This is a genomic window from Emticicia sp. BO119, from assembly GCF_013912375.1.
GTDB lineage: Bacteria > Bacteroidota > Bacteroidia > Cytophagales > Spirosomataceae > Emticicia.
Genome location: NZ_JACETV010000002.1, coordinates 169,949 through 181,870, shown reverse-complemented (window position 1 = coordinate 181,870; position 11,922 = coordinate 169,949). Strand labels below are relative to the sequence as shown.

9 protein-coding genes and 1 tRNA gene are annotated in these 11,922 nt (G+C 37.2%); 2 read left to right on the top strand and 8 right to left on the bottom strand.

Annotated features, from left to right (window positions below; all coding sequences use genetic code 11):
- Positions 1-23 precede the first annotated feature (23 nt).
- The 6 genes from H1R81_RS07785 to H1R81_RS07760 form a co-directional block, all read right to left on the bottom strand.
- On the bottom strand, positions 24-1,106 hold the full coding sequence (locus H1R81_RS07785; protein ID WP_181840144.1) for an efflux RND transporter periplasmic adaptor subunit: 1,083 nt from the start codon (positions 1,104-1,106) through the stop codon (positions 24-26).
- Between the two features lie 116 nt (positions 1,107-1,222).
- Positions 1,223-1,636 (bottom strand): hypothetical protein, encoded by a 414-nt coding sequence (locus H1R81_RS07780; RefSeq protein WP_181840143.1) that lies wholly within the window; start codon positions 1,634-1,636, stop codon positions 1,223-1,225.
- A gap of 738 nt (positions 1,637-2,374) precedes the next feature.
- Positions 2,375-3,148 carry a TSUP family transporter gene (locus H1R81_RS07775; protein WP_181840142.1) on the bottom strand — a complete coding sequence of 258 codons (774 nt, stop codon included), beginning with the start codon at positions 3,146-3,148 and terminating at the stop codon, positions 2,375-2,377.
- 130 nt (positions 3,149-3,278) lie between these two features.
- Complete coding sequence (locus H1R81_RS07770; RefSeq protein ID WP_181840141.1) at positions 3,279-4,250, bottom strand: aldo/keto reductase; 972 nt, start codon at positions 4,248-4,250, stop codon at positions 3,279-3,281.
- Between the two features lie 136 nt (positions 4,251-4,386).
- The gene (locus H1R81_RS07765) at positions 4,387-4,950 is read right to left on the bottom strand and encodes a hypothetical protein (RefSeq protein ID WP_181840140.1); all 564 of its coding nucleotides are present in this window, start codon (positions 4,948-4,950) and stop codon (positions 4,387-4,389) included.
- Positions 4,951-5,031: 81 nt separating this feature from the next.
- Entirely contained in the window at positions 5,032-7,128 is a 2,097-nt protein-coding gene (locus H1R81_RS07760) for a molybdopterin oxidoreductase family protein (protein WP_181840139.1), read from the bottom strand.
- A 126-nt stretch (positions 7,129-7,254) separates the two neighbouring features.
- On the opposite strand from H1R81_RS07760, the gene H1R81_RS07755 reads away from it, so the two are divergent.
- Positions 7,255-7,327 (top strand) — tRNA-Lys (locus H1R81_RS07755).
- A 124-nt stretch (positions 7,328-7,451) separates the two neighbouring features.
- Positions 7,452-7,685 carry a hypothetical protein gene (locus tag H1R81_RS07750; RefSeq protein ID WP_181840138.1) on the top strand — a complete coding sequence of 78 codons (234 nt, stop codon included), beginning with the start codon at positions 7,452-7,454 and terminating at the stop codon, positions 7,683-7,685.
- Positions 7,686-8,288: 603 nt separating this feature from the next.
- Here H1R81_RS07750 and H1R81_RS07745 read toward each other — a convergent pair.
- A complete protein-coding gene (locus tag H1R81_RS07745) occupies positions 8,289-9,269 on the bottom strand; it encodes a hypothetical protein (RefSeq protein WP_181840137.1) in 981 nt (326 codons plus the stop codon).
- A 23-nt stretch (positions 9,270-9,292) separates the two neighbouring features.
- Complete coding sequence (locus H1R81_RS07740) at positions 9,293-11,905, bottom strand: YCF48-related protein (protein ID WP_181840136.1); 2,613 nt, start codon at positions 11,903-11,905, stop codon at positions 9,293-9,295.
- Positions 11,906-11,922: the final 17 nt, after the last annotated feature.

The following is an 11,922-nucleotide window of genomic DNA, read 5'->3' as shown; positions in this document are numbered from 1 at the left end:
AAGGCTTTCGATAAAATTAAAAATTACTCTGCATGAAGATTTTTCAACTCTTCCACAACCTCTCTGTAAGGTTTAAATTTAGTTTTGACGTGGTCTCCGTTCTTAACTTTACGTAAACCCTCAACTATAATTTTATCGTTTGGAGACAAACCACTTGTAACAGTATAAATGTGAGGCATTTCTACACCAGTTGTTATTTGTCTGGTTTGAACAATACCTTTTGCATCTACTACAAATACAAATTTCTTGTCCAGAATATCAAAAGTTGCTTCTTGTGGAATCAAAAGAGCACCTTTAATGTGTGAAGGCATCAGAATTGTTCCTGTTTCTCCATGACGCAGAATACCTTCCGGATTTGGGAATGTAGCACGAAAAGCGATATTTCCGGTCTCATTATTAAAATCTGCCTCAATTGTTTCAAAAAGACCGTCGTGATTGAAAATCTCATTGTTGGCCATCAAGAGTTTTACCTTTTGAGGCCCCTCTTTTTTGATGCGTGATACATAATCAAGATATTCAGCTTCCGGAACATTAAAATAAACCCATAGCTTACTGTTATCAGATAACGTGGTGAGCAATTCTCCCTCATCTACCAGGCTCCCTAATCGCATATGGAATTTATCCATTATACCACTAAAAGGGGCATTAACACTTGTTAGTCCAAGGTGCGTACTTGACAATTTCAAGTCAGCTTTTTCACGGTCAAGTTTTGCTTTGGCCAAGGCCAGTTCCTGTGGTGAAACAACGTTTTTATCTGCAAGAATTTTGGTATTCTGATACTCAATTTCAGCGTATTCTACATCGGCTTTCGACTTCTCCATTTCAGCTTCATATACCAGAGGCATAATCTGAAACATGGGCTGGCCTTGTCTGACATGCTGACCTTCATCAACAAATATTTTTTGTAAATACCCTCTTTCCAGAGAGCGTAATTCGATATGATTGCTGGCCCTGATTTGGCAGACATATTCCTTATTAATAGAAGTGTCAACCTTAATAGGACTACTTACTATAAACTCAGACACCTCTTCTTTTGTATGCTCAGCGTGGTTACAACCTGCTATATAAAATGTAGCGATTGCTAAAAAAATGATTGAATATTTCATGAATATTTTTAAAAAAATTAGAATATACGCATATAGATTGAAAGAAATTTTCAAACTGATTATGTCTTAAAACCTATGAAAAAATAGATTTTTATTGAAGAGCATTAATAAATAAACTAAGCAAATGGAATCTTCCAGGAATGATGCAGCAAGAAAAAAGGAATAGTGATTCGTTTTTGAAGAGACAGATTAAAGTTTATAAACGAACTCTCTATGAAATCATAATAAAACCGCGATATAAGTAAAGGAAAACCGCTTTCAGAAGTTTTTTCTTCAGTAGTTTCATCAGTTGGATCTACTTCTTCACCCGAACTTAGAATAGATAAAAAATCGTAAGGAATGGTTGACTCCCAATCCTGAAAAATTATATTGTTCGTGGTCTGTTGATTCGCCTTGAGAAAAAAACTATTGCGCTTCTCATTCTCAGCATTAGAGGTACTGCCTTTGACAAAAATAGAAGTAATTAAGAATAACCCACAAAATATCCCGAACATTTTGTAAGGTTGCCCCATTCCAATATTTCTATTCATAATTTTCATATCTCTTACAAATCTACTAAACCATTTGTAAATATCGATATAGCTAACCTGATACAACCCTTTAGTTTCTGATAAATACAATATATTGTTTTATTATAATTTATTGATTATCAATAAATTACATTCATAAAAACAAAATAAATCTTGAAATAATTAAAATTTAATGACCAAATTTTAATGACATTTTAACAGCGTTTTAAGTAGTAGTTAACTGATAATAAGCATCCAAAGGGTATTTGAAGTAGAGAGTGGTTTGGGTGGAGCTAAATAAGGCCTTTTAAGTTTTGGCTGGATAAGGTAATTTAATAATTCTTATATTTCTTCTCGTAATACTTGCTACTCTTATCAAGGTAAAGTTCTTTCTTTTGTACCTATCAGGTTGTTTACTTTTTATATAATTATACCGTCATCATAAGATTCTTTGAAGTCCTCATCAAAAACGAAATCGGTTAATGACCATTTATAGTATTCTGATTGTCGTGTTGTATCTATATATATAGCATGATAGTAGCGATCGGTTTCTTTTCTATAGATAAAAATTGTATCAGAATTATTATGCTTAGACTTTATCTTATCATCATATAGACATTCGATGCCTCTTTTGATTTATATAACAAATTATTATTTTTTTGCGCTTTTGCAAAAGAGGGAATAAGTAATACCACGATAAATAGTTTCCACATCATTTTAGTCAAGCAATTATTAGTTTATCAAATTATGCTCTTAAAATTAATAATAAAGCCCCAACACATCATACCCAAACCTCAAAATCAACCCAAAAACCACAATCAAAAATATCACACGCACAAAGGCATTGCCACGCAGAATAGCTATTTTACTGCCAACATAAGAGCCTGCCATATTACAAATCATCATCGGGAAAGCAATCTTAAACATCACAAACCCTTTGCTCACAAAGAAAATCAGAGAAGCTACATCTGCGATAATATTTACTACTTTTGAAATAGCTGATGCCGATAAAAAACTATAGCCGATTATACTTACAAAACCGAACACTAATAAACTACCCGTACCTGGCCCTACAAAACCATTATAAAAGCCAGTTGCCATGCCTATCAACAATCCGCAAAAAGGAATGATTTGCACGCTGAAACGGAGTTTTTCCTCCTGCCCCAAATCTTTTTTGCGATAGGTATAGATGGCTATTATGCTCATTAAAATCAGGATAGTTGGTTTCAGGATACGGGCACTCATCAGGCTTGATAGCAATGCGCCAGAATAAGACATTACCGCCGCACCAATGCCTGCATAGATTACGGTCTTCCAGGGTATCTTCACCTTTTTAGAATACTGATACCCCGCCACTGCCGTTCCCATAAACGAAGAAAAACGATTGGTGCCAATAATCTGTGGTACTGAATAAGAAGGAAATAAAATAAACAAGGCAGGTACTTGCACCAGACCCCCGCCTCCTACAATAGAATCAATAAAGCCTGCAAAGAATGCTGCTATGCAGGCAATGGCTGTTGTTGTTTCGAGCATATTGTTTTGAAGAAGGGAGAATGAAGAAAGGAAAAAAAGAGAACGGAAAAGGGAAATTCCTTTTTCGGTTTTAAATTTTTCTGTTAAAAACGTAGAACTTTTCCCTTTCTTCATCCTCCTTTCTCCAATTCTATTGAGACCATTCTGTCGGAGTTCTGTCCCAACGATGAGTTTTGAGTTTTAAGCGAAGATTTTCGTCTAATTTCTTACCATCGCTTGTGCCTGTATTAGCTTCTACGTGGCGTATTTTTCTCATACCCGGTATAATGGTATGCACATCGTCATTACATAAAATAAAGCGTAAAGCCATTTCGGGCATAGTCATACCTTCTGGCACTAATGGTTTCAAGGCATCGGCGTGTTCCACACTTGGAATCAGGTTTTCAGGCACGAAATAGGTTGAACGCCAGTCATCGGCAGGGAATGTAGTTTCTTTAGTTAATAAACCTGTCAATGTGCCTTCGTCGAATGGTACACGGGCAATTACCCCAATATCCATTTTTTTACATAACGGAAACAGTTCATCCTCAGGATTCTGGTCGAAGATATTATAGATTACCTGTACGGTATCAATCAAACCTGTTTTCAGCGTTTCTAATACATTGTTTGGCTCCCAACGGTTTACACTGATACCGAAGTTTTTTACTTTACCCGCTTGCTTTAATTTCGTAACAGCTTCTTTCCAATCATCATTATTTGCCCAGCTATCTTCCCATACATGGAATTGTTGCAGGTCAATGCAATCAACTGCCAGATTCTTTAAGCTCTTTTCAGTATATTCAATAATATGGCTTGCCGGGAAACAATCTTCTAATAAAAAGTTTGATTTTGATGGCCAGGTAAAATTCTTTGGTGGAATCTTGGTTGCAAAATACAAGCGTTTACTGGCATATTTTTTCAGCACATTTCCTAAAATCTCTTCGCTTTTTCCGGCACCATAGCCCCAGGCAGTATCAAAAAAATTACAACCTAATTCAACAGAACGATCAAGCGATTGGCCTACTTCGTCTTGGTCAGAACCTGTCCAACCTGCTAACCCCCACATACCATATCCAATTTCGCTGACGTTCCAGTCTGTACGTCCAAATCTTCTATACTCCATGTTTTTTATAATTTGTAGTTTTAAAATGCAAAGGTTGGGAAAAAGGGGAAAGCAACAAGGAGAATGGAAAAAGTATTGTAAATTTAATATTCATACTTTTACTTTTTCCTTGTTCCATTTTCCTTTCTCCATTCTATTAAGCAAAATTCTTTTTCTTTACCACCGCAATAATCCAGGCAACAATGCCTATCAGAAACAAGGCAATACTGATACCAAAGGCTACCCATTTAAACATTCCGGCATTTGAAGCAAAACTGGCAGCACTATCTGCTCTTTCAGGAAAAGCACTGAGTAAGGTAATAATACCCCCGTTTTCTGCAAAGTCACCGATAGTGGTTAAAATAGGAAAAATATTTAATTGTTGTATAAAGCTATTTGCTGCAAAACCTCTTTTAAACACATAGCTTAATAGCAGAACATTGGTGATTGTATAAATAATCGGATAAATAATGTCGATAACTGCTTCAACAAAGAAATAGTATTTTCTTCCTTCTTCTCCGTAAGCCGACAACATATTATAGGCTTCGTCAGGTGTAAACCCAAACTTCAGGTCTAATACTCCCAATATATTTGCAGAGTCAAATTTACCTTGCATATAAGGCAGAACAACGGCTGATATAATCATCTGTAGAACAAAGAAAATCAGCACATTCCGCCCCGACGCATAACGCCGAGCGAGGTTTGAAAGGGAAGTGAGCATTGCTAAGGTAGATTAGATAAGTGAAAAGATTATTACAAATATAGAGAAACAAGTGTATAGTTAACCAATACATTACTATTTTCAACCAACTTTTTCCACTTTTACGGCCACATTATTGAAAGCGGCATTGCCTGTCAGTTCATCCAATATATATTCATCTGTTAAATCATTGATACTTACACCTGCATATTTAGCGGCTACATCTAATTGCACCCCCTTACGGGCATGTCCGTACCCATGAGGCATACTTACTACACCTTTCATCATGTGGTCGGTAATTTCAACTGGCAATTCAATACACCCCACTCTCGAACTCACCCTAACTATTGATTGCGTACCAAGATTAAGTTTTTGCGCATCTTCTGAATTAATCATTAAAGTACATCTATTTCTGCCTTTTACTAACCGTTCAGAATTATGCATCCAGGAATTATTATCTCTAAGATGTCTTCTGCCAATCAGAAGGTAATCAAATCCATTCTGTGTATCAGTGTTTTTTAAAGATTCGTGCAATCTCTCTATATCCTTAACCAAAATTCCGGGAGCAATATTAATGCGTTTTTCCGGCGTTAATAGTCGTTGTGGCAGACGAGGCTTTAAAGTTCCTAAATCAATCCCATGAGGGTTATCTTTTAATTGTTGTAAAGAGAGTTGATAAGGACCAAAATGCAGGCCCATGTTTAATTTTACTTCGGGAGGTTCAGGATTAAAAGGCTTATCAGATTGATTGTTTAATCGATGTGCCAATTCCTGATAAATCTCCCAGTCATATTTAGCTCCTTCCGCTTTCGGAAACAAAGCTTCTGAATACTTAGCTGTATTTCTGACAGCCAATACATGAAAAGTAATGTCATAATGTGAAACCTCTAATCCGGTAGCGGGTGGTAAGATAATATGTGCGTGGCGGGTGGTTTCATTAATATAAATATCAATAGCCGCCATAAATTCCAATTGCTCAAAAGCCCTATCTAACTGACTGCCATTTGGCGTAGAAAGCACCGGATTACCACAACTGACTACCATTGCTTTAATTTGAGACTCCCCATCTGTCAGAATCTCCTCTGCCAAAGTGGCTACAGGTAATTCACCTAAAAATTCAGGCAACTTTCTGACTCTGCTTTGCCAACGATTAAACTTATTTTCTGATCTGGCTCTTGCTAAAAAATCTACAGCAGGGGTAGTAAACATGGCACCTCCTACCCTGTCCAGATTACCGGTCAATACATTGATAGCATTAATCAACCACTGAGCAATACTTCCAAAAGTCTGTACAGATACCCCTACCCTTCCATAACATACTGCCGCTTTTGCCTGCGTAAAATCATGCACTATCTGGCGGATACGTATGGCTGATATACCTGTTTGCTTTTCTACGCTTTCCGGGGTAAATGGCGCAGCAATTTCTCTCAGGGTTTCAATCCCATCAGTAAATTCAGTCAATTTACCCAAATCCATAAGTTTTTCTGCAAAAATGGTCTGAATCATGGCAAATAACAAAAAAGCATCTGTCCCCGGACGTACAAAATAATGCTCATCAGCTTTAGCCGCTGTCTCTGTAAAACGAGGGTCAATCACTACTACTTTACCCCCTCTTTTCTGAATAGCTTTCAAACGATTAGCCACGTCAGGTACCGACATAATACTCCCATTGGAGGCAATCGGATTACCTCCGATAATGAGCATATAATCAGTGTTATCAATGTCGGGTACAGGCATCAGCATTGGATGCCCGAACATCTGCCATGCGGCAAAATGGTGAGGCAGCTGGTCAGCAGAGGTAGCAGAGAACAAGTTTCTGGTATGCAGAGACTTCGCAAAAGCCGGGGAATTCATGGAAGTACCTAAATTATGTATTGACGGATTTCCCTGATACATACCTACTGCATTGTTACCATACTTTGTCTGTATATTTTTTATCTGATTCGTAACTTCTTCAAAAGCCTCTTCCCATGAAATTTGCTGCCAACCCTCTGCTGTACGTTTAACCGGGAATTTTAGCCGATTAGGGTCTTCGTAAATATCCTTTAATGCAACCGCTTTGGGGCATATATGTCCACGACTAAAGGGGTCATTTTTATCACCTTCAATTTTAGTTATACTCCCTTTTTCTACTCTTATTTCAAGCCCACACATGGCTTCACAGAGATTGCAGGTTCGGTAATGTGTCAATGATTGCATAGGCTATAAAGCTGTCAGTACTATTAGCAAGTTACATAGTTTTTTTTGAGACTATTCTGTAATAGAAAATAATTTTAGCCAAATGGGCAGCAATAACTTAAAAAAAATTAAATTTGCAAACCACAAGACTCCGTAGCTCAGTTGGTAGAGCAATTGACTCTTAATCAATGGGTCGAGAGTTCGAGCCTCTCCGGGGTCACCTGATAATCAAGCACTTATGAGATAATTCTTGTGAGTGCTTTTTTATTTGCACAAGATTATGAAAATTAAGGCTAAAGTTGACTAATTACTTAGAAAATTAGCAATTATAAACCCGATGTAGCATGACTGCAAAAGCTCATTCTGATATTTGCAGGAAACTAAAAGTTTTGACCTACACAAAAGAAATTAATAATATCACTAAAGTTTGTAGATATTTTGGTGCTTCAATAGAGCCTTTTAATCAATGGAAACGCTCTTATAAAGTTCATAAAAAATGGTTTAATCATAACAAAACTTGCCCTTTGCACTTAAAAATCCGTACAATCAACCATATTGAAGGAAAACAATTCATTTAAGAACTACCGCTGGTTCTTTGAAGTCTGGGAGTGCGGCAATACATCTTAACCCCGGAAGCCCGTATTTAAACGGGAAAGTATAACAACTGATGCTCAGGAATTTTATCAATTTATTGGCAATACCGATGACATTGATACTCAAAAGAAGCTTTAAACTGCAGGACAGTAAGTTTTATAATCGGCAGGTGTACCTTTATTGTAGACTCAATTCATCATTAAATGGTAGAACTCCTTATGAAATATCTAAAGAACGGTTAATTATTTATGCACAATAATTTTCTTTTTCGAAACCCTCCTTTGTCAGCCCATCATTTGTTTGACACAGGTGTTTTTTTATAGACCCACCTGCTGTATATATGTGATGAGTTGATTCTGAATAATTTTACGATTATCTCCACTCAGACATACCTGAGGCTCCCGTTGTAATCTTTGTAGTAGCGCTACATTCAAAGCAGAAGGACGAAAAATATTTCATTATGATATTTTCGAGTTAAATTATCCCACAATAAAACAGAAGTATAAGTCCTATAAAGCGATCATGGTTGCTCTACTGTAAGCAGTTGAGAACTTAATATCTACCAAATTTCAGCACTGTATAAGCTATTATTTAGTAGTATTGAAAGAGGTGGCCTGAGAAACAGAAAATTTACTGATTATTGTTTTCAGCTCTTCAATTTCATTTTTCTGCTGGATAGTATAAAGGGTGAGCTCTTCTATCTTTCTGAGCATTTTTGCAATAATTGTGTTAATTTCAATACCGTTTTGAACAACCTCCAGCGCAGACGGTATTTCTGGCAAGTGTTTATTTTGTCTTATATACTCAGATACAGCTGCCAAAGACATCAGTCGGGTTTCAGGCTCAAATACTGAATCAGTCCATTCATCAGTACTCTCAAAGGTAAGGTTAAAATTTGATAGGCTAAACCCGCCATTTTTATCCAGTTTCAAGAAATCCCTGTCATTGATTTTAAGAGCTGGATTATGAAAAGCTACCCGCATATTAATTATTCCATTTATATCAAGCGGAAACTTCGGATTCGTTAAACCAATGCCAATTTTTACATTATTCATGGTATCACCCAACACAATGGCATTATTAACTGATACTTTAGCATTTGAGCCAATAGCGGTTGCATTAAATAGTTGATACCCCAAGCCCCCACTTGCGCCAGCGTTAACTCCTAAATAAGTATTATTAAAACCCGACAGATTACCTGCATTCGGAGAATTATTAAAGTTATTGCCTGTGCCGGACCCCACAAAAGTATTGCCCGTGCCGATGGTATTCCCAAATCCTGCAGCATATCCTAAAAATACATTGAACCCGCCCTGAGTATTTACATTACCGGCGGCAGATCCTGCAAAAAGGTTGTACTGGCCAATGGTATTGCTAGCCCCGACAAAACTACCAACAAATGTATTGCCAGTACCTGTTGTATTGGCACCTCCGGTACTATAGCCCACAAATGTATTGTTTGTAGACGGCACATTCTGATTCCCTCCATAAATGGCATTAGTATTCTGGGCTAATGCCAACAGAGTATTGGCACAAACTATAAATAAAAGCAGAAGATGTTTTTTCATGATATGTTAGTTAATGATAAGTATTAATTACATCCGCCAGTTTCTGCCTTAAACACCGTTCCGGGGTCGGCTCTGAAATTCGGGTTGAGTTCAATAGATTTAGCCTGATAGATTACATTGGCGGTACCAGTGATATGATTGGATGCATGAATTATTCCGTTTATTGCAGATGCTTGTGTAGTTCGGCTTCCAGCCATCACATTATCGGTCGGATTAGTCAACACAACTAAAGATGAGCAACAATCATTTCCTATTAAGACAGGGGCTGACTCACATAAAAAGGCAGATTTATTTAGTTGATAAACTTGCCCACTTACTTTATCAATCACAAAACTCGTTGTATCGTTTGTAAGTAATTTTAATAGAGACACCCCATCAGATAATGAAAAAGGTGCTTCTTTTATCCAATTCTGACCTCCATCGACTGTTTTAAAAATACCATCTTTACCCAAAGAAACACCATTTTGAGTATCTTTAAAATATATAGGTCCAGCTACTTCTTCGTTGTATTGAATAGGTAATTGACTCCAGCTTATCCCACCGTTAGTAGTCTTAAAGCGATATAACTTCGTATTAAACCACCCGATCTGGTCATTCAAAAAGAATAAATTCTGATAACCGTCGGTATGCCTCAATTGTTCAGTCCAGGTAACACCCCCATCGGTGGTTTTTAGAAGAGAACTTGATCCCAAACCATATACTCCTACGACCCAACCCGTAAGTTCATTTACGAAATAAACATCGCTCAATTCAATATTTAAATGTTGCGAACGCTGTGGCGTCCAGGATTCTCCACCATCGACGGTTCTTAAAACATAGGCTTCATTGATTTGCCCAGGATACCCACATCCCTGATAGCAATTATATCCAATGGCCCATCCTTTAAGATTATCAAGAAAGTAAACTTTTCGGAGAGTGGCATTTATAGCTGTTTTCTTTTTTATCCATGTATTCCCGCCATCAGTTGTTTTTGCAATAAAATTACCAACATTTTGGTCATACCCTGCGAGCCATCCGGTTGTAGTATTTTGAAAATAAACTACGTTTAAAAAAGTATAGCTGATACTGCTATTTACATTCAATTGGTTAAAAGACATACCTCCGTCAATTGTTTTGAAAAGAGGAATATTTCCAGCAGGACCACCCTTGAGTACCCAACCACTATTGCTATTAACGAATGATAAATCTTCAGCTCTGAAACTATCCGTAGGAAAGGTTGATTGTTGCTGAAAAAACTTATTTTCAGTTATCGTCTGAACTTTATAATTACCCGTTTGAAGAGGATTATAGGCAAGTCCGTTTGCTCCGGCAATAAGCTGATTATTTCTTAACCATTGGGTTGAAATCTGATTCGGTGAAGGGTTTATAGTCAGCTGAACTGTTTGGTTAGGACAAATATTTGTCGAATTAGCTGTAATTATTGGCTTTGTTGAAATAATAATACTATTGGTTCGTCTTGGTAGTTTTTTGATATACTTGAATAACTCCACATCATAAGAAGTCAGATAATCGTCTGATGAGAAGAAATGAAATGAAGTCGCATTTGCCCAAATCCGCCCATCAGAAGTTCTCATTGCCACCCATGTAGAGCCCCCGTCTGTGGTCTTATAAAGTTCACCCGAAATTGTAGCAAACCCATTCAGCGCATCGGGAAAACGAATTTTATTGACAATCCCATAGCCATTTAAGCCACTGCCGTTTCTCTGTTTTGTCCACGTAGCTCCACCATCAGAGGTTCTACTGATTAGCCCATCTTCACCGATAAACCACCCATTTAAGCTATCTATAAAAAATATGTCTGTAACCCAGGTATTAGAACCCGAGCTACTACTCGAACCAAGAACCAATGAAGTCCAGTTTACTCCGCCGTTAGTTGTTTTGCGAATTATGCCATAGTCACCTGCTATCCATCCTTCATTTTGATTCAGAAAAAAAACTGTACGGAAACCCGAAGAATTGAAAGTACCCGTAAAAACATCCGTCCAGGTATCGCCACCATTGGTTGTCTTAAAAACCTTTGTATTACGGTCTCCTACTGCCCAGGCCGTTGTACTATTTATTCCGAATACGTCAGTCAGTGGGGGTGTAAACGGCGAAACGCCTGTTATATTTTTATTGACCCAATTATTTCCTCCATCTGTCGTTTTTATTACTTGACCATTAAAACCAACAACCCAACCATTTGAGGCATCTGAGAAATGAACAGCAGTATGGTTAAAAGTTTGAGTTGGGGTTGTTGCCAAATTCCACGTTTGCCCTTTATCTTCTGTTTTCAAGACTATTTTATTGCCTATGGCTATACCATTCTGTAAGTCTAAAAAGGTCATGTCTTGAAAGGTAAAAGATGGGTAATACCCCCAATAAAGCTGTCTGAAATCTTCTTTTTCATCGTAAACAAACTCATACTCTCCTGCTTCAGAGGTTGTATAGGATAATTGTCCGTCGTTTGTATGGGCAACTTCTATACCGTTTTTTAATAATTTCCCGTTTGGATAAGCCACCGGGTAAGGATTATTTAACAGAATTTCAATTGAGTTTCCACTACATGAATTTGTTTGACTGGCTGTCAAAAATACCTGTGCATTTGTCTCATAAAAGCACAGAAACAAAAGACAATTCCATATATATATTTTCATGTTGCAATCAGGTTTTT